Genomic DNA, 23,069 nt, shown 5'->3' with positions numbered 1-23,069 from the left:
CAGTGCTAAACAAGTATCCAATGTGGAAATACTTGCTTGTGCTCGCTGTTTTGGCCGTTGGCATTCTTTATGCCACCCCTAATATGTATGGTCGTGATCCGGCCATACAGATTTCAGGTAAGAAAGGGGCCAGCGCCGATTTAAGCGTACTTGATCAAGCAAATAAAACACTTCAAGACAATAATCTACCTATCAAATCTGCTGTCCTAGAAGAAGGGCAAGTTCTCATTCGCTTCAAGAATGTAGAAGATCAGCTTAAAGCACAGGATATCCTGCGTGGCGCACTGAGCGAAGACTACATTTCAGCTATTAACATGTCTCCAGCACAACCAGATTGGCTTAAGAGCATTGGAGCAAATCCAATGAAATTGGGTCTGGATCTCAGTGGTGGTGTTCACTTCACAATGGAAGTAGACATGGCAACGGCATTAGGCAAAGCGCTTGAGCAGATGGAGCAAGATTATAAGAGCGATTTGCGCGGCGAAAAACTTCGTTATCGTACTATCCGTGAAGTTGCAAATAGCGACCGCGTTCAGGTTGTTATGCGCTCTGTTGAAGACAAAAAAGCCGCTGAACGCTTTTTGAAAAAGCGCTACCCGGGCAATGTTTTTGTTAACGACAGCAGTAACGAACTGGCGTTTTTCTCGAGTTTAAGTGATTTGAAAGTTCGTGAATTACGCGACTATGCTATCAAGCAAAATGAAACCATTATTCGTAACCGTATTAACCAGTTAGGTGTTGCTGAGCCAAACGTACAAAGACAGGGTTCTGAGCGTATCATCGTGCAACTGCCTGGTGTACAAGATACGGCGCGAGCTAAAGAGATCCTAGGTGCAACCGCGACACTAGAGTTCCGTGAAGTCGATGACAGAGCTGATACGCGTACTGCTGCACAGGGTCGAGTGCCGGCTGGCAGTGAAGTGCTATATCACAAAGACGGTTACCCTGTTGTACTGAAAAAGCGTGTGATCCTTGAAGGTGTTCACATTACCGGTGCGCAGTCAGGTATGGATGAATATCAACGTCCTCAGGTAAGTATTAACCTTGATAGCAAAGGTGGCGCGAAGATGAGTGCCTTTACCAAACGTGCGGTTGGTAAGAGCATGGCCACGGTATTTATCGAGTATAAGCCTTCTGGCAAAAAAGATGAGAATGGTAAAGCACTACCGCCTATTAAGGTGGAAGAAGTCATCAACGTCGCGACGATCCAATCTCGTTTAAACAATTCATTTCGTATTACTGGCATTGATAATCCAGCTGAAGCCCACAATTTGAGCTTACTACTCAGAGCGGGTGCATTGGTTGCGCCAATTCAAATCGTTGAAGAGCGTACTGTTGGACCAAGCTTAGGCCAAGAAAACATTGAAGCGGGTATGACAGCTGTGGTGTTAGGTTTTGCATTTGTGCTTGGTTTCATGCTGATGTACTACAAGGGTTTCGGTATCGTTGCGAACTTAGCACTTGCGGCTAACTTGGTGATGATCGTCGGTGTGATGTCGATGATCAGTGGTGCAACCCTGACCTTACCTGGTATTGCGGGTATCGTATTAACCGTCGGTATGGCTGTAGACGCAAACGTACTTATCTTTGAACGTATCCGTGAAGAGTTAGCGGATGGCAGAAGCCCTCAACAAGCGGTTCATTATGGTTATGACAGTGCATTCAGTACAATTTTTGATGCTAACATTACAACACTCATTGCAGCGGTTATTTTGTTCTCGGTCGGTACAGGCCCGATTGCTGGTTTCGCAGTGACCCTTGCGATTGGTATTTTAACCTCAATGTTTACAGCGATCATTGGTACACGTGCCGTGATCAATGCGTTCATTGGCGGTAAACGCATCAATAAACTGTCGATATAGGAGCGAGCATGCAATTATTAAAATTATCGAGCACTATTCGCTTCATGTCGGCAAGAAAGTTGTCGATGGCATTTTCAGCGGTCTTGATTTTGGCTTCTATCGCGTCATTTATGGTGAAAGGTCTAAACTTTGGTTTGGACTTTACTGGCGGTACCGCGGTTGAAGTGGGCTTCTCACAACCAGCAGATTTACCTAAAATTCGTAAAGTGTTAGCTGAAAATGGCTTTGCAGATGCGGCTGTGACCTTATTTGGCTCTAGCCAAGAGGTATTGGTTCGCATTGCACCACGTGAAGATGTCAAAGCAGAAACCATTGGTAACCAACTTATCGATGCTCTCAAGTTGGCAGATAGCAGTGTTGAAATGCGTCGAATTGAGTTTGTTGGCCCAAGTGTTGGTGAAGACTTAAAAGAGCAGGGTGGCCTTGCGATGCTGACGGCACTTTTATGTATCTTGGTGTATGTGGCATTTCGATTTGAATGGCGCTTTGCTGTTGGCGCGGTTGCGGCACTTTTCCACGATGTGATCTTAACAATGGGCTTGTTCTCGCTACTTGGACTTGAGTTTGACTTAACGATTTTAGCGGCGATCTTAGCGGTAATAGGTTACTCACTGAATGACACCATTGTTGTATCTGATAGGATCCGTGAAAACTTCCGTAAAGTGCGTATTGATGACACCTTAGAAATCATCAATATTTCACTCACGCAAACGATGAATCGTACACTTGTTACCTCAATTACAACCATACTTGTATTGATCGCTCTGTTTGTATGGGGTGGCCAAACAATTCACGGCTTCGCGACGGCGTTGTTATTTGGTGTATTCATTGGTACCTATTCATCAGTGTATGTTGCGAGCTCTGTTGCGGTGGCAATGGGTGTGAGCAAAGAAGATCTGATCCCAGTTGAAGTTGAAAAAGAAGGTGCTGATTTAGACGCAATGCCTTAAAAAATGCCTATGCAGTTACGCTTGTTAGCTGACTGTTAGGGTAAAATTCAATTTTCGATCTGAATCAAGAAGGCCACATTTATTGTGGCCTTTTCTGTTTCAAAATGATGACAAGACTGTATAATGAGAATTGTTATCAATAATAATGAATTTGAGGATTATATGTATAAACAGCTAGGAATTGCATGCGCAGCTTTAGCGCTATTTGCATGTTCAGAACAACCAAGCACACAAGCGGCCAAGACTGAAGCACAAGCACCTGCAAGCGACAATGCACTAGGCCAATATAAAACTCAGGCAACTTCACTGCTAGCAAACATCAGAGAGCACAAATCAGCGACAGATCTTGAACAGGAATCTGCAAATTTAGTTGCTACCTCGCGCGATTTATTAGCTGATTTCGTGACTAAGTATCCTCAGTGTAAAGATTACCTAGATGCACTTGATAAAGCTGCTGATATTATTCCTACGCTGCCTCTAGAAGAGATTGAATCTGGTTACCATGAAGATGGTAAATTACCTGAGTACAGCGATCCTGTGTGTTATCATGCGAAGGACTTATTAGTGCACCCTGCAACAGTACAGGCGATTGCTAAACTTGGTTTTACCGAGAAAACGCATTATGAAGATGCAGAACTTGAAATTGTTGAAGTTATTGCGCACTTTGGTCAAGTTGAGATGGCTTTAAAATAATCTCATAAGAGATGAAAACGCTGTTTTCATCTCACTCTTCTTATTGTCGGTCTACTTACTCTCTTCATATTTATCCCCAATATTGGTAAATTCCATTGGATTGCAATCTAACTGTCATAAATCTTTGATATTTTGCTCGATTATTAAACACTTGAATTGAGTTTGGTTGTTTCAGTGGACCCTTTAAACGTCATATTGGATGACATTTTGCGAAATGAAGCTGTATATCCAATGTTTCAACCCATTTTTGATATTGCAAAAGAGCAGATACTAGGCTTTGAAGCATTGAGCCGTGGCAGTTTAAACAATGAGTTAGCGCAACCTGATAAGATGTTTGCGGCGGCTAGTAAATATGACCGACTATCTGAACTTGAGCTGCTTTGTCGTAAAAAAGCCATCGCGCAGTTTGCTGCATTAAACTTGCCGGGCAAACTATTTTTAAATGTGAGCCCCAAAGCTTTATTAGATCCTCATCACCCTAAAGGGGAGACTTTGCATCTAATTGAAGAGGCTGGTTTAAACTGCAGTCGTGTGGTGATCGAGGTGACAGAGCAAGATAAAGTAGATGACGGATTTTTGTTGCTTAAAACCATATCGCATTATCGCCAGTTGGGCTTTCAAATTGCGATTGATGATTTAGGCGCTGGCTACTCTGGGCTAAAGCAATGGTCGGAACTTTGCCCTGATTTTGTCAAAGTAGATCGTTACTTTATCGATTATTGCGACCAAAGCATCGTGAAAAGAGAGTTTCTCAAATCCATCATTGAGCTTGCTAAAGCAACCAATACAGCCGTCATTGCTGAAGGCATAGAGCGTGATGAAGAATTAAAATTGCTCAAAAAAATGGGAATAGTGAATGCACAAGGGTTTTTATTAGCAAGACCTAGTGCGGAGTCTAACGATTTAGCGATTGACCCCCGTGATGTTCTCAATGCGCAGATTCAATCAGAGCCTGCAGCGAGTCAATTCGAGCAATCCATGGCTATTGGTTGGCTTGCTCACGATGTGCCTGCCATTCATATGAGTACGCAGTGTATAGATGCCCATCGTCGCTTTGAACAGAATAAAGGCCTGACAAGTCTCGCTGTACTCAATGATGCGCGGCAGCCTGTAGGGCTATTGCACAGAGATCAGCTTACAGAGGTCTTTGCTGCACCTTATGGTCACGCATTATTTGATAAAAAGCCAGTTGTTAAATTGATGGATAAACAGCCTCTGATCGTTGATGAGCAACAGCAGTTAGACTTTGTCAGTCAGCTCATTACTGAAAATGAATTTGATATTAGGCGACATATTGTTATCACTAAAGAAGGCGAGTACATAGGCTTGGCGCCTCTTCGGGATATTTTAAAGCATATTACTGAAGATAAAATCCGCCATGCGCAGCATGCAAACCCGCTCACTATGCTACCGGGTAATGTCGCCATAAATGAAGCCATTGAACAGCGCCTTCGTGCTAAGCATAGTTTTTCATTGGCTTATATTGATTTAAACCATTTTAAGCAGTTTAACGACTTGTATGGCTATGCCAGTGGGGACAGTGTCATTAAATTGTTAGCTGATGTCACTCTGCAGGTGTGCCAACATAGCCAGTGCTTTGTCGGGCACATTGGAGGGGATGATTTTATGGTGGTGTTTGATCAAGCCGATGCGGAATCGCTTTGCCATCAGATCATTGAACAATTTGAAGCGCGTTCTAAATCCCTATTCACACCTGAACATGTTGCAGCTGGTGGTTACTGGGCTACTAATCGAGAAGGACAAAAGCAATTTGTTCCGTTACTCACTTTATCCATTGGGCTCGTTAGCCCAGATGTCGAATCATGTAAAAATAGTCATCAGGTAGCGGCTTTAGCAACAGATGCTAAAAAAGAAGCGAAGCGCTATCGCAATAGTTATTTGTTTGTCTGTAATCGACGAAAACCAAGTGCGCCAATGGTGAGGCTTGAAACGGCGTCCAATCACCTTTAATGCTGCTAATTTTGAGATTCTAAGCAAAGAGTGGAATAATCTGTGCAAATGGTACGCTGAACTTGGTTTTTGTGAACAAACTTATTGCTTCAAGACGATATATTATGAAATATATATACTTAAGGCGAAGGGAAATTCTCGCTCAGTTTATATATAGTAATTTATACCGTCGTAGTTACCGAGTAGCTTAATAGGTTTGGGGAACATGATGATCAGACAGTTTATTGGCTTTTGCTTACTATCTTTGGCGTTTACGGGGGCGGCACAGGATATAAAGGAAACAATTTACGTCGCCAAAGAGCAGCGTCCACTTTACGACCGAGACTTATTTCTGTATGAGTTGTTACAGCAGGCTTTAAAGGCGGCTGAATACGATGTCAATATAGAGCATGTTAAAGTACACCCTCATCAACAGCGTACTCTGATGGCATTGAGTAAAGGGCAAGTGGACTTGCACTGGAGCATGACCAGCCCGGCAAGAGAAAAACTGGCCATAGCAGTCAAATTTCCTTTATTTGATGGCCTGATCGGCAAGCGTGTTCTCATTATTCATAAAGCGCAATACGAGCGCTTTAAACGCATTACTGAGTTAGCACAACTGAGCAAATTCACTGCGGTACAAGGGCATGATTGGCCAGATACAAAAATCCTTTCAAGCAATGGCTTGAGTGTTAAACCCATTGTAAATTATCAAGCCATGTTTGATATGGTATTACACAAAAAAGCGGATTATTTCCCTCGTTCTATCGTTGAGGCACAATCTGAGTTACTGAATCAAAATAACCCCGCGCTTATGATAGTGCCAGACTACTACCTGTCTTATCCTGCTCGTTTTTACTTTTTCGTGAATAAGGACAAAGTGGAACTTGCACAAAAGCTTGAAATAGGTTTGAAAAAGCTGAAGCACAGTGGTGCTTACAATGCATTACTGCAGCGTTACTTTGATCTAAACATGCTGTCTAACAGCCATATGCTGCCTTTAACAAACCCTTTCCACTAATATTATCAACGCCTGATAGAAGGCACCTTAAAGTCATAGGCCTCTTTGTAGGTCAAAAATGTGAGTACAACAAGTACACCGCAAAATATTGAATAATTTAGGTAACCTGTCACATCAAACGCATAGTAAAAGAAAGTCATATCGTAGCCTTTACCATTGCGTATATAATTTTCAATTAATGCGAAAAAGCTAATTGCAGCGCTGATCAAGCATAACCAAGGTAAAATGCTATCAGCAAAGGTATAGCGTATTTTGTGCTTTGGAAATAATCGCTTCGAAATCTCAACTCGGTATGTTAAGGGGACTAAAATAATGAGCTCCTTAAACAAATGCACACCATAGATAAGGCTATTTTGTATTAGTCTATCACCAGGTGTAGATACTAAGCTAATTAACCCAGTTGTAAAAATAATGTTCTCGAATAACACTGGGATCATTGCGATGAATGAAATTGAACATATGTTAACATCTCTTAGTCTATGCCCTATCAAAAACACCAAAGAAATAATCGATATATAGGCCAAGAAGAAGAAGTAGGTCGCGTCTTGAATAATAAAGATCACTACTACCATAACCACATAAGGCAGTAGTAGATCTTTGAATGCAAACTGTTTTGCCATAAATAATGCTTAACTTAAAACTAATTAAGAGTTTTTGACGGGCGATGCTGCCCTATGGTTTGAATGTACAACAAGCTTCTCTTGTCGAGTCTTTCGCCCTTCTGAAAAAGGGTCCGCTGGACCTAATAAACCTGAACCGCCCGCAATTAAACGGCATTGTTTGTTAGCAATCATCTTCATAGTGATTATCCTTATTTCATTATCGTCTAGTCAGCTAAATGAATGTTAAACATTCTTTAGTTTCCAATGGCAACAGGCACAACGCAAGCCTTACTGCTTTACCAGAAGAAGCATCACCGGAACTAGTAAAAAAGAATTGTTTTATGGCCATTCCTTCGTACTTAATGTTCGAATAAATATGGGTGACTCATTGAATTTAACACCAAATAATTTGGAGTTAAACATTTTTTTACAAAAAAATAAGATGCTAAATTCAGGCCAGTTTGTGTAAAAAATTACCCAAAATAGAGAAGGTAGAATGTACCTATTCTATTTTGCAAAATTGATTAATGATAATCTTGTGATATTACAGCTTAAATTTTGCCATTTCGCTTTCTAACTGCGTAGCTTGTGCCTTAATGCTGTCTGTTGCGGTATGTGCTTGTTGCGAGACACTGGCTGTTTGAGACGCAGTATCAGAGATGATCACGACTCTTTTGGCTGTATCTTCACCTGCGGTTAGCTGCTCTTTTGCTGCCAATGCTATTTGATCACTCATTTGAGAAATAGCGCTTAAAGAAGATGCGACGCTGCGTAATGCTTCGCTTGCTTCCGATGACATCGTCACGGTCTTTTCACTGGTGGTGATACTCAGTGCTACGGATGATTTAGCTTCTTGAGTCGCTGATTGTAAATTACCAATCATGGTATGAATTTCTTCGGTGCTCGACTGAGTTCTTTGCGCCAGTTGGCGTACTTCATCAGCTACAACGGCAAAACCTCGTCCTTGTTCTCCAGCTCGAGCTGCCTCAATAGCAGCGTTTAGAGCAAGAAGATTGGTTTGCTCTGCAATACTTTGTATCACACTTAGTACGTTCGCAATGTTGTTAACTTCTTCATCGAGCGCTTGAATATTGTTTCCTGCACTGTCTATCTGTTGCTCTAAAAGGGCGATTGCTTCAGTCGCATTGGAGGTCAATCTATCAGCATTTTGTCCTTGGCTTTCAGCTTCTTGGACTGAGAATGCGGCTTGTTCTGCATGTTCCACGACAGTTTGGGCTGACGCAGTGAGCTCGGTGATAGCCGAAGCGACCATCTGTGTTTCTTCACTGAGACTTAAAGTTAAGCTTTCTAAGTCATTGGATCGTGCCTCTCCATCAAAGCTCTGTTCTTTCAGTTTGTCACTGACAACCATTAACCCGCTAACAACCCCTTTTAAGCCATCTTGCATATAGTGCATGGCTGCCATGATGCTGTAATCTTTGGCATTTGAGGTGTCAATTCGCGAAGTTAAATTGCCATGAGACACCTGTCTTACAATATCGAGCACATCATTGAGTTCTGCGCCAAGCTTGTTGGACAGGGATAGACCATAGCGAGCGACGGTGAAGGTGAGCGCAACAGCAATTATCAATGAGAGGGTTAGTAACCAGCTTGCTGTTTCCCAATATCTTTCATCTACTTCTTTGTAACTGATCCCGGTGCCAACGTACCAACCAAATAAAGACGTTTTTTGTACAACGGAGGTGAGATCCACAACTTCGCCATTTCGTTCAGAATTCCAGTGGTATGTAATGATTCTGTTGGTATTATTTCCTACTTTGCGCTCTACCAGTCTGCCAATGCTATTACCGCTGGCGTCTTTAAAATCATTGAAGCTTGTGCCATGTAATTGAGGGTCATGAGGTGCTGCAACAAAGTTAAGCTGCTCATCAACAACATAGACATATTCAGAGTTGTGATACTTGTTTTCTCTTAATATTTGGGCTGCAAGTTTTTTTGCTTCTTGCTCGGTTAAATCGCCCGACCTGACAAAATTTTCAAATTGCTCAACGATGTTGACTGTACTTTTCATCAATTGATTAATGCGTGCAATGTTATCTGTTTCGCTTGCATGGCGAAGTGATTGAAGCCCAAGCACAGCAATAGAAATTAAGGCGATAAAAATTGCTGCTGCGAAAAAGATTATTTTTAGTCGTAAAGTCAGGGTCGAAAACACAATATGCACCTTAGCAGAGTCAGTTAAAAGTTGATGGCACTCTTACCTTTATGATTTATCATGTTTGAGCGCGCTATGTAAGTAGGGTTTAACCGTATATAAGTAAAAATTAGATGATTTTTACTCATATGACGACTTTATTGCGGTCTATTTTGCATTGATTATGTCAACTTCTTGCTGAGTCAATGGACGATATTCACCCTGTGCCAGGTTGGCATCTAGTGTGATGTCACTTATTTTTTCTCTATGTAATTCAACTACATGGTTTTCAACGGCTGCGAGCATACGCTTAACTTGGTGGTATTTTCCTTCACAGATAGACAGCCTCAACGCGTATTTATCAATCGCTTCTGCCTGTGCTGGGCGGGTCAGTTGCTTTTCATTATGTAAAGCGACACCTTGGCGTAAATTCTCTAAAGACTCTTCAGTAATTATTTCTTTTGTTTCAACAAGGTATGTCTTAAATTTTTGTTTTTTTGGGGAAGTGATTTGATGTGACCAGTCGCCATCATTGGTGATTAATACTAGCCCCGTTGTATCTATGTCTAGCCTACCCGCGACATGAAAATCTTTTAAGTTCGGCTCATCAAGCAAGTCAAAAACAGTGGGGTGCAATTCATCGTGATTAGCACACACATAACCTTGAGGTTTATTGAGCATGAAATATCTTTTACCTAGATACTTCAGTTGCTTACCACTTACTTCGATTAGGTCATCAGCACTTATTTGCACGTCACTTTTTTTTGTCAAAATGCCATTTATTGTCACTTCTCCTTTTTTAATGAGTATTTTTACTTTGCTGCGAGGAAGTTCATTTATGTGACTGACAAATTTATCTATACGGCATGGAAATTTCATTTATTTACTCTTACTAGACGGGATCAGATACTTACGTATTATGAATGATTTAATTTTTGCGATAAATAGCAGGATCTAAATCATACGGATGAACGCTTAAACTGACCGATTCAGGTAATAAACTTTCTAGTGTGCTAAGTAACTTTTCACTGAGTATTTGTTTTTGCGCTTGTGTTCTACCGACCAATAAGTGGACTTGAATGTGAACAAAGTCCAGCTTGCCACTGCCAAGAATACATTCAGCAAATGCAATTCGACGTGTCTTTATGGTTTGCTCATCAAACAAGTTAGTTTCTATGGTGCTTTGATGTATAGATTGGGTTAAATGTGTAAGGTCACACTGCAGCGAAGCTGAGTGTTCGATAATGATATGTGGCATAGTCTGTTTTAATCGCTTATGGAGGGTGACTATAATAAGTGGCTTCTACAGCTTATCCAAGTCAGAAATGAAATCTAAACAAAGCTTATGGTTAAAGTCAGACAAGGTTTAATGCTATTTAATCATCTGCTTACCTTGCCTTAACTTAATGTGACTTGGTATGGTGTTGGGTAATCATTATCTGGTCGTGTCGATTGAATATATGTTATCAATTTTTAAATCTAAACCATTATTAGAGTCTGAAGAGTCACAATCTTTGGTCGAGCTGTTTCTATGGGCGGCTGAGCATTTTGATAGTGAGTATTTTTTAAAAAATACTCAGATTGTGCAGCCAACAGAGCAGTATTTTCCCGATCGTGTCACAAGTGTAGAAGAAATGGCCCAGTCCGTTTTTCAGCGAGTCAGAAGCTACGCAGGTTTAACGCAGTGGCCGATAGCGTTAACGTCACCGCAAATGATGTCAATGCAGCAGACATTTCCTCATTTTTCGTTGTCCGATGGGTTGCGAGGAGAAGATGTGGTATTAACCAATAAACCAAGTTTACCGGTGCATGTCTCATATAATCCAAACCAAATCAATCAACCACAAGACCTCGTGGCAAGCATGGCGGGGAGTATGGCATTAATGCTCATTCATCATGTTGGTAAATTACCACCGGGCGGTCAGCAAAATTTACCGGTAGCAGCGGATGTACTGGCGATATTTATGGGATTTGGCACCATGATATGTAATACCGCCTATCATTTTAGAGGCGGTTGTGGGTCGTGTTATAACCCGTACGCCAACCGTCAGGCGGCGCTTAATGAACAAGAAAGTATATTTTTGCATGCGTTAGTATGTCACTTTAAAGGCGACGAGCAGGGTGGAAAACACCTGAAGCCTCATTTAAAAAGCATGTTCAAAAAAGCGCAAAAGCAACTAAAAAAAATATTACAGAACTCTGCGGATCCTATGCTGTTAGCCCTTGAGGATCGCAGCCGTGCTTGAGTATCTAGATGAGTTTTTAATTATTGCCGTCGCACACTTTTTTGCAGTGGCAAGCCCAGGGCCTGATTTTGCGATAGTGTTAAAGCAGAGTGTACAGCAAGGGCGAAGAAATGCGCTCTATACCAGTGCGGGCGTCGGTTTAGGGATTTTTGTGCATGTTTCATACTGCTTGTTGGGCGTGGCACTTGTGCTGTCAAAATCTCCAGACTTATTTAATTTATTCAAGTATGCTGCGGGTGCCTATTTAGCGTACATGGGAGTGCAAGCCCTTAGAGCACAAAAAAATGTTGAGCCAATGGAGTCTATCCAAGGTGCGAAAGATAGTGAGTCTGATTTTAAAGCTCTAAGACGAGGCTTTTTAGTGAACGCGCTTAACCCAAAAGCAACACTATTCTTCCTTTCATTATTTACACTCATGATTGATCCAGAAACACCGCAGGCTGTACAAATTTTTTACGGTTCATATATGGCTTTGGCAACTTGGGTTTGGTTTTCGTTATTGTCCGTGTTTTTATCCAAATCTCGAGTAAGAAGTTTTTTCCATCGTGCTGGACACTGGTTTGATCGTGGGATTGGTGTTGTTTTAATCCTGCTGGCTATGCGTGTTGTTTTATAGGGGGAGTAATAATGGGTAGTGACGAGTATTTATATTTTGCATACGGCTCAAATTTGTCGTCTTTAAGACTCAAGCAAAGGCTACCTCACGTTAAGCTAAAAGGAATTGCCACACTACAAGGATATCAGCTTACTTTTGATATGCTCAGTACTGATGGTTCCGCGAAGTGTAATATCATCAAAAGCACTGAGCAGAGTGTGGTTTATGGTGCTGTATATGTCTTGAGCCATGCGCAAATAGCTCACTTAGATGATATTGAAGGGGCGCGTTATGACCGTGTTCAATTCAATGTATTGATGGGAGAGGGTCGCCATGCCCGCGTGCATTGTTACGTTGCAAATACATTCATAAATAAAGAACTTCCTTTCGATTGGTATACGCATCACGTCATTGTCGGAGCGCATGAACATGGGTTTCCAGCCGACTATATTGAAATGATAAAGACGCAAAAAAGCATCGCTGATGTGGATAAAAAGAAACAAGCATTAGAATTAAATATATATAAATAAGGCAATACGGATATGAGAAAAGCTCTTTGGCGCACATTATGCTGTGCAACGACCTTGATAATGAGTAGCAACGTCGTTGCTTTGACGGCGCCTCAGTTGTCTGAGATTGAGAAATCAGTTCAACAGGCTATGGATAGTTTTGAAATTCCTGGGCTGGCAATTGGGATAGTGCACAACGGCAAAGTGGTATTAGCAAAGGGATATGGGATCAGACAGTACGGTAAAAGTGACAGCGTTGATGAACATACCCTCTTTGGCATTGCATCCAACAGTAAAGCGTTCACGGCCACAGCACTTGGGATGCTGGTCGAGGAAGGTAAATTGAATTGGGACGATCCAGTAATAAAACATTTGCCAGAGTTTCAGCTTTACAGTCAAGAGTTGACAGAGCAAATGACGATCCGTGATTTATTGAGTCATCGCAGTGGCCTAGCATTAGGCGCTGGGGATCTAATGATCTGGCCTGATACCGACAAATCAACAAAAGAAATTCTAGCAGGGCTAAAACATATCAAACCTGTCGCGCCTTTGCGCACTGAGTATCATTATAACAATTTGATGTTTGTGGTCGCTGGAGAGGTTGTTGCTAAAGTTAGTGGTGTCAGCTGGCAAGCATTTATTGAAACACGGATTTTCCCACAAGTGGGCATTAAAAACTCTTATGCGTCTTTCTCTCGCATTGATAAAGGCAATACAAACTTTGCAACTGGAACAATTAAGTATGAAGGACAGTTAGAAGAGTTTGTCGGTGATTATTTGGAAGATTTTCGCGGGGCAGGTGCCATCGCCTCTAATGTCACTGATATGACAAAATGGTTGCAAACACAGGTGAATGCGGGAAAAACCCCAATGGGTAAGCAATTAATAACCCCTGAAACCCATCAATACTTGTGGCATCCGCAAATTATGCGTATTCCCAGTGATGAAGACCGCATCGCATTCAAGCAAGATTTTAAAGGATATGCCCTAGGTTGGGCGGTTGAAAGTTATTTTGGTTATAAGCGCGTGGGTCATATGGGTGGAATTTTAGGTATGGGTTCACAAGTTGCTATGATCCCAGAAAAAGGCTTAGGTGTGGTTATACTATCAAATCAGCATGCTTACCCTGCAATTAGAGCAATCACCAATGAAGTCTTTGAGCAGGCACTTGATTTGGAACCCAGAGATTGGGTTTTAGATAGCTATCAGGAGTATAAGCAAAAGCGGGCATCATTATATGCTGAAAAGGGCCCGAAAAAGGTGGTGTCGAAATCAGCGAGTCTGCCACTTAGCGATTATACGGGTACCCTTCGTAGTCCGTGGTATGGTGATGTCATTATGGAGGAAATCGCAGGCCAGCTTCATATCGATTTTACCCATACAAAGCTTTTAAAAGGGACATTGCATCACCATGATGGCAATACATTTGTGGTTAAGTGGCATGAAAAGCTGCTTGAGGCAGATGCCTATATCCATTTTAAGTTGAATGACAAGCAACAGGTACAAAGTGCTGATATGGAGTGGGTGAACCCAAAAATTACTGACTTTAGCTTTGATTTTCATAATTTAGACTTAAGTGCGGTTGCGCAACCGTATTAAGATAAATTAGAGGTGTTAACTATCACACCAAAGTATCAAGGCACACTAATGCGTGCTTTGATACACTGTCGATTCAGATTTTTAAGGACAGCGATATGCGTACAGCAATTATATCTCACCCACTTTGCCGCAGACATAAAATGACGGAAGAGCATCCTGAGTGCGCAGCGCGTTTAGATGCCATTGCTGATCGCATTTTAGCGTCTGGGTTGGATATTGCTGTCACGCATTTGATGGCCCCTAAAGCAGAGCTGTCTCATTATGCTTTAGCACATAATGAAGAACATGTTGAGCGAGTTTTAAATTCTATCCCTGAGCAAGGGCTGGTGGACTTAGATGGTGATACCTGGTTGTGTAAGGACTCGTTAAAAGCCATAGAGCGAGCTGTAGGGGCGGGAATAATGGCTGTTGATGAAGTACTTGGTGGTCGTCATGATGCCGCTTTTTGCTCAGTGAGACCGCCTGGTCATCATGCATATGAGGATAAATCTGCGGGCTTTTGTGTTTTTAATAATGTCGCGATAGCCACTAAATATGCACAAAGCAAAGGTGTTAAACGCATCGCTATTTTGGATATTGATGTGCATCATGGAGACGGTACTCAGGCAATCATTAAATCAGATCCCAATGTGCTTTTTTGTTCGTTATTTCAATATCCGTTTTACCCTAATACTGAAATAGAAAATACTGATACAGTGGTCAACTCTCCTTTACCAGTTGCCAGCGATGGTACCGATCTGCGTGCGTTATACACTCAGCAGTGGCTGCCTAAACTGCGTGATTTTCAACCAGAGCTCATTATCATAAGCGCAGGCTTTGATGCGCATTTAGAAGATGATATGGGCGGGCTTAAATTTGTTGAAAACGATTATGCTTGGCTGACTTTGCAAATTGCGCAATTGAGCAAAGAGCTTGACTGCCTTGGTATCATCTCTTATTTGGAAGGGGGATATGAGCTGTCCTCACTCGGTCGCAGTGTAGAAACACATGTGAGAACACTTGCCGAATACTAGCTGCCTACACTGTTTCTTTCATTAAACTAAATATCTGTTCTAGTTCTGTAATTTGAATTTTTGCAGTGCAACACTGCCCTTCATCAACCAATTTTTGTTGCACTAACAGCGTTAAAAACTCATAACTAAGCGGGGCTTTTTCCTGCTCATTTAACCCTGTAAAACGGCCCTCGAAATCTATACATGTTGCTGTTTTAGTTTGGGTTTCAGACAGGTAAAAGAGACTTTCTTGTAAATCTTCTTCGCACTCAATGTACTCTATACTTTGGTCGAATATCAGCACTAATGGGTATGATTTAATCGTCATTATTTGTTCTCAGTCAAAGTTAGCGAAAGACAGCTTAGTATACTCAAGATGGTAGTTAGAATGCGAGGAAAGTGCTTATGATAGGTGACTCACGTCAGCTGAAAATTAAAGACGTGTTTTCGACTAGCTTATTATCATGTGATGAATCAACCAGTTTATATGATGCATTAGTAAAAATGCGTCAGCACAATGTCAGCTCGATCTTTGTTACGCATCGAGGTGACATTGTAGGCATATGGACTGAGTCTGACTGCGTGAAACTAGATCTAAAGCATATTCACCTTTCCCAACTGCCAATTAGGCAGGTTATGACTTCACCGGTTCATGACATTTTGCTTGATAAGACACTTAGCGAAGCGACCATCAAATTACATCAACTTGGGATCAGACATTTACTGGTTAAAGACTGCAATAATGAACCTTCGGGCGTTGTCTCTTTATCCGATATTGTTCGTAACCAAGGCTTGGATCATTATCTGCACTTTCGTCCCATAGAAGATCACTTTGACAGCGATGTAAGTGTGCTAGACAGTCATCAGTGTATTAGTGGAGCCATTGAAGTCATGCGTCAAAGTCGAGCAACAGCGGTATTGGTCTATCACGAACAGTTAAAAGAGTATGGCATTATTACCCAACGTGATATTGCGTACGCGATCCTAGAGCCACAATGGCAAAAGCCATGTTGGGAATTAGCAAGCTATCCTATGTTATCTATGACGCCGGACGAAAGTCTATTTGATGCATATCGAAAGATGACTGCCAAATCGATACGTCACCTTGTTGTACGTGATAAATCTACTACCCAAGTTGTAGGTTTATTGGCACTGAAAAATGTCCTTACTGAAATAGAAACAGCGTACTGTAGCGAGCTAGAGAATGTGTTGGCGCAGCGAGATATTGCCCTTCGTAAATCGGAGAAAAACCTCTACCTTGCCAATAGAATAATCGACGCTTCATTGGATGGCATTATGATCACCCGCAGTAGCGGCGAAATCATTCAAATCAACCCCGCATTTAGTGCATTGACTGGCTATCAGGATTACGAGGTGATTGGCAAGAAGCCAAGCATTCTGAGTTCAGGTATGCACGATGAGAACTACTACAACTCAATGTGGGCGGCGTTAAAAGAAAAAGGGGTTTGGCAAGGCGAGATCTGCAATAAGAAAAAAACGGGTGATATTTATGTTGAGTGGCTCACAATCATAGAAATTAACGACCTCTATAGTGATGAAATTCTCTATGCAGCAATATTCAGTGATATTACTGAGCGCAAAAATGCAGAAGAAAAAATTGCGCGATTAGCCTATTTTGATGAGCTAACTGGACTACCAAATCGGCGATTATTTTATGACAGGCTATCTATGGCGTTGGCCTCGGCACACCGCGATCAGCATAAGATCAGTGTTATGTTTATTGATTTAGACCGCTTCAAAGAAGTGAATGATACGCTGGGACACAGTGCTGGAGATAAATTGCTAATGCAAGTCAGTGAGCGGATCAAAAGTATTCTAAAAGAAGGGGATACCCTTGCTCGACTCGGTGGGGATGAGTTTGTCGTACTTCTGACTGAAGTGGCTGATATGGACTCTGTGGTGTCCTTTGCTGATAAGCTGTTACTGCAATTTAATAAGTCTTTTAACCTGGGGAATATTTCAGTTGCTGCGACGGCATCACTGGGTGCATCTATGTATCCAGACGATGGCTCTGACAGTGAAAGCTTACTGAAACACGCTGATGTAGCCATGTATCGTTCTAAAGAGTTGGGGCGGAATTCATTTCAAATGTATAAAGCGTCTATGAATGCACGTTCACTTGAGCGCTTATCCATGCAGAGCCGCTTTCAAAGTGCACTTGAAAATGGAGAGTTTGAGCTCTATTTTCAACCGTTAAAGTGTCTTGTTAGTGGCCGTGTAACGAGTTTGGAGTGCTTATTAAGATGGCATGATCCTAACCTTGGCATGATTTCCCCCGCACAGTTCATCCCATTGGCAGAGGAGCTGGGTTTAATTGTTAAGTTAGATGAGTGGGTTATCGATAGAGCGTGTGCTCAGCTGGCATATTGGCGAAAGATGAATATTGATGTTAGGCATTTAGCGATCAATGTCTCTGCGCAGCATTTAACACAGGGCGATCTTGTTACTACATTGCACAATGCCTTGAGTAAATATGAGTTAGAGGGTAATCAAATTGAGCTGGAGCTCACTGAAGGCTGCTTTATTAGTAATTTCCAATGTGCCAAGGACGTGCTTAGCAGTGTAAAAAAAATGGGAGTGAGTATTGCTCTGGATGATTTTGGCACGGGTTATTCGGCGTTAAGTTATCTTACTAAGTTACCGATAGATATCTTGAAAATAGATCCCAGCTTTATCGCAAAAATACCTGACGAGTATGGTAATAGTGAAATTGTCAGTGCGATTGTAGCAATGGCCAAAGCATTGAAGTTACATGTGGTGGCAGAAGGGGTCGAGAAGCAAGAGCAAATGCGCTTTTTACAAAAGTTAGGCTGCCATGCTATGCAGGGGTACTTGTATTGCAAGCCGCTTTCGCAAGCGGCTTGGTGTGAGTTCTATCAAGCAGAGAAATTGATTTCGTAAGAAGTAAACTTACGAATATTAATAACGCCTTTTTCAAAAATGAGATATTGCCCTTTAATGCCTTTTAATACACCACTTACGGTCGGCTCTTTATCAAAGTTGAAGGAACTAATTTTTGTCGGGTAGTCTTCAACAGGGAAGGTTAGGTCTACAACCTCTTCATCTAGACGTTCAATGGCCGTTGCGCCAAATAGCTCAGCCAGCTCGTCGAGCTTTTCTTGGATCTGAGGAATTAATTCTTGTGCACTTTGCTTTAGGTCTAATTCAGGGTTAATGCCTTTTAGCATGTTTCGCCAATTAGTTTTATCTGCAATGAAGTTGGCCAGTGCAACCTCTACCAGTCCAGATTGGAGGCGTGTTTGTACTTTAAAAATGGGTAATGCTTGGGTCGCGCCTTGATCGATCCAGCGAGTTGGGATCTGTGTATGGCGTGTGATACCGACTTTGAGACCTGATGTATTGGCTAAATAAACATAGTGCGGGATCATACAATTGGCTTCTCCCCACTCTGGCTCTCGGCATGTGCCTTGATCATAGTGACACGTTTCTGGCTTCATGATGCACATATCGCAGCTAGCAAGCTTTTTCATACACACAAAGCAGTGGCCCTGAGAGTAGCTTTTTTTGGTTTTTTTACCGCAACTGCAGCAATAAATATTACCTGTAAAAGTTAAGGTAATTTCTTTGTCAAAATAGTCATTGAGATTAATCAGCTCGTCGCCAATTGGCAGCTGATATTGAATTGGATTGGTAAGGCTGGCTTTTAGTTTACTTAACGTGCCCTGCATCTTTACGCCCCTAAAGATGATACAAAAGGAGATCCTAGCAAGTCAGTTGGAAAATACCAATGGTAAATTAGAAAAAATTAGATATTTCAATGGTTTGAAATTGATATTGTTTTTTGTTTTTATTTGCGTTTTGGTCTCGTAAATAAAAAACGGCTCATAGAGAGCCGTTTTAGCATATTCATCTAATTAAAGATCACTGCTCACGAGCAATAGCACGATAAGCGATGTCTGTGCGGTATTCTACACCGTCCCAGTTGATGTCTTTAACCAGTGCATAAGCACGTTTTTGTGCTTCTGTTACAGTATGGCCTAGCGCTGTAGCACATAAAACACGTCCACCCGCTGTCACGACATCATCCCCTTGCTGCTTAGTGCCTGCATGGAATACTTTTTCACCTTCAGAGTAATTAACCTGAAGACCTGAAATTGCATCGCCTTTTGGATAGCTTGCAGGGTAGCCTTTTGCTGCTAATACAACACCAACAGCGGCTCTAGGATCAAATTGAATTTCAGTTTGATCTAGCTCTTGACGGTTTGCCGCCTCAATCAGTGACACAAGGTCTGATTGTAGACGCAGCATGATTGGCTGTGTTTCAGGATCACCAAAACGGCAGTTATATTCAATAACCTTAGGAGTGCCGTCTGCTGTTATCATCAAGCCCGCATACAAGAAGCCAGTGTAAGGGTGGCCTTCAGCTTCCATACCTTCTACTGTTGGATAAATCACTTCATTCATAATACGGTCGTGAATGTCTTTTGTCACAACTGGAGCAGGAGAGTATGCACCCATACCGCCTGTATTTGGACCTTGATCGCCATTATATGCACGTTTGTGGTCTTGGCTGGTGGCAAAAGGTAGCACGTTTTTACCGTCAACCATGACGATAAATGACGCTTCTTCACCTTCTAAGAACTCTTCAATCACCACTCGGCTGCCTGCATCGCCAAATGCGTTACCTGCAAGCATGTCACGGATTGCTTCTTCCGCTTCAGCTTCGGTCATTGCGACGATAACGCCTTTACCCGCTGCTAGCCCATCCGCTTTAACAACAATCGGTGCGCCTTGCTCTTTGACATAAGCAATCGCAGGCTCAATCTCAGTAAACGTTTGGTAAGCCGCTGTTGGGATCTGATGCCTTGCTAAAAAGTCTTTGGTAAATGACTTTGAACCTTCTAGCTGTGCTGCTGCTTGAGTCGGGCCAAAAATAGCCAAACCTTCAGAGCGGAAGCGATCCACAACGCCTATCACTAGTGGTGCTTCAGGACCAACGATAGTGAGCTCAACTTTGTTTTCTTTTGCAAATGCAACCAATGCATCTAAGTCTTCAACGCCAATTGCAACGTTCTCTAACTTTGGTTCTAAAGCCGTGCCAGCGTTACCTGGCGCTACAAAAACAGTTTTTACTGATGGGTTTTGAGCGGCTTTGAACGCAAGTGCGTGTTCACGGCCGCCGCTGCCAATGACAAGTACATTCATGGCAAAGTATCCTATTAAATCTTTTTAAACTTTAAAGTCATACGGTCGCTTTCCCCAATCGCCTTGTACTGCGCTGACTTTTCGTCACCTAGCGCAAGTCTTGGCGGCAGTGTCCACACACCACGCGGGTGGTTTGCACTGTCTAATGGGTTAGCGTTGATTTCACTACTTGCTACCAATTCAAAGCCAGCTTTTTTTGCCATTTCGATGACATAGCTTTGCTTCATATAACCTGAACGTTTTTGATCTTCAGTATCGCGGTGCTCTGGCAAGCGGTGCTCTACTACACCTAAAATGCCACCTGGCTTAAGTGCGGTATGGAATGCTTTGAAAGATTTAAGCACGCCTTCATCACCTGGGCGCATGTACCAGTTATGAACATTACGGAACGTTAATACCATATCAGCAGAGCCTGCTGGTGCGATATCATGATGCGTTAATGCTGAAAACTCAGTCATTTTAATTTCGCTATAACGTGCGTCATTTGAAATTTTCTCTTTAAACGCAGCTAAAGATCTTTTGTAATATTCAACCTCAGAATCTGCTGGAAAGTGTGCTGCATACAAAGTACCTTGGCCTTTTACTGCTGGCGCTAGGATTTCAGTATACCAACCGCCACCAGGTGCGATTTCAACAACGGTCATATTTGGTTTTAGACCAAAAAACTTCAATGTCTGGACTGGATTACGGTATTTATCACGGGCACGATTACTCTCTGCGCGCTCGCTGCTTTGCGCGGCTTTGGCAATGCTTGCATTTGAGCTGCTAGCGCCTGTTGTACTGCTACACCCAGCGATTGCAGTGACGATACCTGCTGTGATTAATGCTTTAATACCTAGTTTCATTATTCAGTTCCTTCAAGGTTATTGTGATTGTCTTTTGGTCAGAATACTTGAATTTGGTGCAAACAAAAAGCGCGAAACGTTAAACGTTTCGCGCTAATCGATTAGTGACGGAAATGGCGCATTCCGGTAAAGACCATTGCCATGCCTGCTTCATCAGCAGCGGCAATGACTTCTTCATCGCGCATTGAGCCACCTGGCTGAATAACCGCTGTGATACCTGCTTCAGCGGCTGCATCGATGCCGTCACGGAACGGGAAGAATGCATCAGAGGCCATGACAGAGCCTTTAACTTCAAGGTTTTCGTCTGCAGCTTTGATACCAGCGATTTTCGCTGAGTACACGCGGCTCATTTGGCCTGCGCCTACACCAATAGTCATGCCATCACGAGCATACACAATCGCATTTGATTTAACGAACTTAGCAACTTTCCAGCAGAACAATAGATCTTTTAGCTCTTGTTCAGTAGGCTGGCGCTTAGAGACAACCGTTAAGTCGCCAAGTGTGACCATACCTTGGTCGCGGTCTTGGATAAGCACGCCACCATTTACGCGCTTGATATCCACGCCAGTAGATTTCGCTTCCCACTGACCACACTCTAGAAGACGTACGTTTTTCTTTTCGGAGACAATGTCAGCAGCTTCTGCTGAAATGCTTGGTGCAATGATGACTTCCACAAATTGACGTTCAATGATGGCTTTTGCCGTTTCAACATCTAGTTCGCGGTTGAAAGCAATGATGCCACCAAACGCAGAAGTTGGGTCCGTTTTAAATGCTCTGTCGTAAGCACTTAAAATATCTTTGTCTTCTGCCACACCACACGGGTTTGCATGTTTCACGATAACACAAGCAGGTGCTTCAAAGCTTTTTACACATTCAAGGGCTGCATCTGTATCAGCGATATTGTTGTATGAAAGTGCTTTACCCTGTAATTGCTTCGCAGTTGCAACAGAGGCTTCTTCAATGTCGTTTTCTACATAAAAAGCGGCGTCTTGGTGTGAATTTTCACCATAGCGCATATCTTGCTTTTTCGTAAACTGCATATTAATTGTGCGTGGGAACTTAGTTTCTTCTGCCGCTTCTTCGGTGTAATCAGCGACAAGCTTACCGAAGTAGTTTGCGATCATGCCATCATATTGTGCTGTGTGCTCATAGGCTGCTATCGCAAGATCAAAACGTGTTTTATACGTTGTTGAACCATCGTTGTCTTTAATTTCTGAAAGTACGCGGTCATAGTCACTGGCATTTACTACAATGGTGACGTCTTTGTGGTTTTTAGCTGCTGCGCGAACCATAGTTGGGCCACCGATGTCGATATTTTCAATCGCATCTTCTAGGCTGCAGTCAGCTTTTGCAACAGTTTGTGCAAAGGGGTATAAGTTAACTACAACCATATCAATAGCAGAGATGTTGTTGTCTGCCATAACGTTTTCATCTTGGCCACGACGCCCCAAGATCCCACCGTGTACTTTCGGGTGGAGAGTTTTCACGCGACCATCCATGATCTCTGGGTGGCCTGTGTAGTCAGATACTTCCGTTACCTGAATGCCGTTATCGGCTAGGAGTTTACAAGTACCGCCTGTAGAAAGAAGTTCAACGCCTGACTCAGCAAGAGTACGGGCAAACTCAACGATACCAGTTTTATCTGACACGCTTAAAAGTGCGCGACGAATAGGACGATGTATATCCATGATGGTTTTGATTTCCTCAATGATTAGTTAAGGGCTAGCTTAGAAAGGCTGTATTTTAGCTCAACTAGGATGAGAAAACGATGGAAATGATGTTAACGAGATTGAGAAATACTGAACTTTATGCGCCAATTTGGCTTTTAGAGGACATTATGCCTTAATTTGTGTGATTAGATGG

21 protein-coding genes are annotated in these 23,069 nt (G+C 42.3%); 11 read left to right on the top strand and 10 right to left on the bottom strand.

Translation table 11 applies throughout. The annotated features are described in order from the left end of the window. Positions 1 to 2: 2 nt before the first annotated feature. The 5 genes from secD to AC2CZC_RS03705 all read left to right on the top strand — a co-directional run bounded on the left by secD (position 3) and on the right by AC2CZC_RS03705 (position 6,476). Entirely contained in the window at positions 3 to 1,862 is a 1,860-nt protein-coding gene (gene secD / locus AC2CZC_RS03725) for a protein translocase subunit SecD (RefSeq protein ID WP_484583863.1), read from the top strand. Positions 1,863 to 1,870: 8 nt separating this feature from the next. After that, on the top strand, positions 1,871 to 2,812 hold the full coding sequence (gene secF, locus AC2CZC_RS03720; RefSeq protein WP_237135999.1) for a protein translocase subunit SecF: 942 nt from the start codon (positions 1,871 to 1,873) through the stop codon (positions 2,810 to 2,812). A 162-nt stretch (positions 2,813 to 2,974) separates the two neighbouring features. Further along, the gene (locus AC2CZC_RS03715) at positions 2,975 to 3,505 is read left to right on the top strand and encodes a hypothetical protein (protein ID WP_484583862.1); all 531 of its coding nucleotides are present in this window, start codon (positions 2,975 to 2,977) and stop codon (positions 3,503 to 3,505) included. Between the two features lie 231 nt (positions 3,506 to 3,736). Next, the gene (locus AC2CZC_RS03710; protein WP_484583861.1) at positions 3,737 to 5,476 is read left to right on the top strand and encodes a bifunctional diguanylate cyclase/phosphodiesterase; all 1,740 of its coding nucleotides are present in this window, start codon (positions 3,737 to 3,739) and stop codon (positions 5,474 to 5,476) included. Positions 5,477 to 5,681: 205 nt separating this feature from the next. Beyond that, positions 5,682 to 6,476, top strand: a complete 795-nt coding sequence (locus tag AC2CZC_RS03705; protein ID WP_484583860.1) for a substrate-binding periplasmic protein — start codon at positions 5,682 to 5,684, stop codon at positions 6,474 to 6,476. Positions 6,477 to 6,481: 5 nt separating this feature from the next. On the opposite strand, the gene AC2CZC_RS03700 is transcribed toward AC2CZC_RS03705, so the two are convergent. The 5 genes from AC2CZC_RS03700 to AC2CZC_RS03680 all read right to left on the bottom strand — a co-directional run bounded on the left by AC2CZC_RS03700 (position 6,482) and on the right by AC2CZC_RS03680 (position 10,491). Then, positions 6,482 to 7,096 (bottom strand): hypothetical protein, encoded by a 615-nt coding sequence (locus tag AC2CZC_RS03700; RefSeq protein ID WP_196760683.1) that lies wholly within the window; start codon positions 7,094 to 7,096, stop codon positions 6,482 to 6,484. Between the two features lie 24 nt (positions 7,097 to 7,120). Beyond that, positions 7,121 to 7,276: a hypothetical protein gene (locus AC2CZC_RS03695; RefSeq protein WP_484583859.1), complete on the bottom strand. Its 156-nt coding sequence runs from the start codon at positions 7,274 to 7,276 to the stop codon at positions 7,121 to 7,123. 346 nt (positions 7,277 to 7,622) lie between these two features. Then, complete coding sequence (locus AC2CZC_RS03690; protein ID WP_484583858.1) at positions 7,623 to 9,254, bottom strand: methyl-accepting chemotaxis protein; 1,632 nt, start codon at positions 9,252 to 9,254, stop codon at positions 7,623 to 7,625. Positions 9,255 to 9,401: 147 nt separating this feature from the next. Continuing rightward, entirely contained in the window at positions 9,402 to 10,112 is a 711-nt protein-coding gene (gene rsuA, locus AC2CZC_RS03685) for a 16S rRNA pseudouridine(516) synthase RsuA (protein ID WP_484583857.1), read from the bottom strand. Between the two features lie 49 nt (positions 10,113 to 10,161). Further along, a complete protein-coding gene (locus tag AC2CZC_RS03680) occupies positions 10,162 to 10,491 on the bottom strand; it encodes a 5-carboxymethyl-2-hydroxymuconate Delta-isomerase (RefSeq protein ID WP_063361516.1) in 330 nt (109 codons plus the stop codon). 202 nt (positions 10,492 to 10,693) lie between these two features. Between AC2CZC_RS03680 and AC2CZC_RS03675 the strand changes: the two genes are divergently transcribed. The 5 genes from AC2CZC_RS03675 (at position 10,694) to AC2CZC_RS03655 (ending at position 15,195) form a co-directional block, all read left to right on the top strand. Next, a complete protein-coding gene (locus AC2CZC_RS03675; protein ID WP_484584838.1) occupies positions 10,694 to 11,479 on the top strand; it encodes a hypothetical protein in 786 nt (261 codons plus the stop codon). After that, complete coding sequence (locus AC2CZC_RS03670) at positions 11,472 to 12,095, top strand: LysE family translocator (RefSeq protein WP_484583856.1); 624 nt, start codon at positions 11,472 to 11,474, stop codon at positions 12,093 to 12,095. The genes AC2CZC_RS03675 and AC2CZC_RS03670 overlap by 8 nt, the downstream gene beginning before the upstream one ends. An 11-nt stretch (positions 12,096 to 12,106) precedes the next feature. After that, on the top strand, positions 12,107 to 12,604 hold the full coding sequence (locus AC2CZC_RS03665; RefSeq protein WP_484583855.1) for a gamma-glutamylcyclotransferase family protein: 498 nt from the start codon (positions 12,107 to 12,109) through the stop codon (positions 12,602 to 12,604). A gap of 12 nt (positions 12,605 to 12,616) precedes the next feature. Continuing rightward, a complete protein-coding gene (locus AC2CZC_RS03660; RefSeq protein WP_484583854.1) occupies positions 12,617 to 14,182 on the top strand; it encodes a serine hydrolase in 1,566 nt (521 codons plus the stop codon). A 95-nt stretch (positions 14,183 to 14,277) separates the two neighbouring features. Further along, a complete protein-coding gene (locus AC2CZC_RS03655; protein ID WP_484583853.1) occupies positions 14,278 to 15,195 on the top strand; it encodes a histone deacetylase family protein in 918 nt (305 codons plus the stop codon). A gap of 4 nt (positions 15,196 to 15,199) precedes the next feature. Here the strand turns inward: AC2CZC_RS03655 and AC2CZC_RS03650 are convergent, their stop codons facing one another. Further along, complete coding sequence (locus tag AC2CZC_RS03650) at positions 15,200 to 15,502, bottom strand: hypothetical protein (protein WP_484583852.1); 303 nt, start codon at positions 15,500 to 15,502, stop codon at positions 15,200 to 15,202. Between the two features lie 77 nt (positions 15,503 to 15,579). Between AC2CZC_RS03650 and AC2CZC_RS03645 the strand changes: the two genes are divergently transcribed. Further along, a complete protein-coding gene (locus tag AC2CZC_RS03645) occupies positions 15,580 to 18,096 on the top strand; it encodes an EAL domain-containing protein (protein WP_484583851.1) in 2,517 nt (838 codons plus the stop codon). Here the strand turns inward: AC2CZC_RS03645 and AC2CZC_RS03640 are convergent. The 4 genes from AC2CZC_RS03640 to purH all read right to left on the bottom strand — a co-directional run bounded on the left by AC2CZC_RS03640 (position 18,072) and on the right by purH (position 22,894). Then, positions 18,072 to 18,884, bottom strand: a complete 813-nt coding sequence (locus AC2CZC_RS03640) for a DUF2797 domain-containing protein (protein WP_484583850.1) — start codon at positions 18,882 to 18,884, stop codon at positions 18,072 to 18,074. The two genes, AC2CZC_RS03645 and AC2CZC_RS03640, sit on opposite strands and share 25 nt — an antisense overlap. Before the next feature lie 193 nt (positions 18,885 to 19,077). After that, positions 19,078 to 20,361, bottom strand: a complete 1,284-nt coding sequence (gene purD, locus AC2CZC_RS03635; RefSeq protein ID WP_484583849.1) for a phosphoribosylamine--glycine ligase — start codon at positions 20,359 to 20,361, stop codon at positions 19,078 to 19,080. 14 nt (positions 20,362 to 20,375) lie between these two features. After that, positions 20,376 to 21,206: a class I SAM-dependent methyltransferase gene (locus AC2CZC_RS03630; protein WP_484583848.1), complete on the bottom strand. Its 831-nt coding sequence runs from the start codon at positions 21,204 to 21,206 to the stop codon at positions 20,376 to 20,378. Positions 21,207 to 21,307: 101 nt separating this feature from the next. Then, positions 21,308 to 22,894, bottom strand: a complete 1,587-nt coding sequence (gene purH, locus AC2CZC_RS03625) for a bifunctional phosphoribosylaminoimidazolecarboxamide formyltransferase/IMP cyclohydrolase (RefSeq protein WP_484583847.1) — start codon at positions 22,892 to 22,894, stop codon at positions 21,308 to 21,310. Between the last annotated feature and the right edge of the window lie 175 nt (positions 22,895 to 23,069).

It is taken from the genome of Pseudoalteromonas sp. MMG033 (assembly GCF_057197785.1).
Note: the sequence above shows the minus strand (reverse complement) of the source record. Positions and strands in the feature narration are given on the sequence as shown.